The organism is Pseudomonas sp. UBA7500 (genome assembly GCF_002478435.1).
Lineage (GTDB): Bacteria > Pseudomonadota > Gammaproteobacteria > Pseudomonadales > Pseudomonadaceae > Aquipseudomonas > Aquipseudomonas palmensis.
This window is the reverse complement of the sequence record NZ_DLNW01000043.1, coordinates 9,109-9,353: the sequence shown is the minus strand read 5'-3', so window position 1 is coordinate 9,353 and position 245 is coordinate 9,109. Positions and strand designations below refer to the sequence as shown.

Genomic DNA, 245 nt, shown 5'->3' with positions numbered 1-245 from the left:
CGTAGGCGATGTTCTTGATCAGGCGCTTGAGCAGCACTGCGTAGTCGCAGGCCTTCATCGCGTCAGCCACGTGGTGCAGGTTGACCTCGAACTGCGCCGGGGCGCTTTCCTTGACGATGGCATCGGCCGGGATACCTTGCTCCTTGGCCGCTTCGAGCATGTCCTGCAGGCAGTCAACATACTCGTCCAGGTCATCGATCAGGTACACCTGGGTCGATTGCGGGCGTTTGCCCGAGATCGGCGAG

General features: G+C 61.2%; 1 pseudogene. It reads right to left on the bottom strand.

Annotated elements, in window-relative coordinates:
• Positions 1–245 (bottom strand): annotated as a pseudogene (locus tag B4I46_RS16955) (glutamine synthetase); the annotation flags it as partial.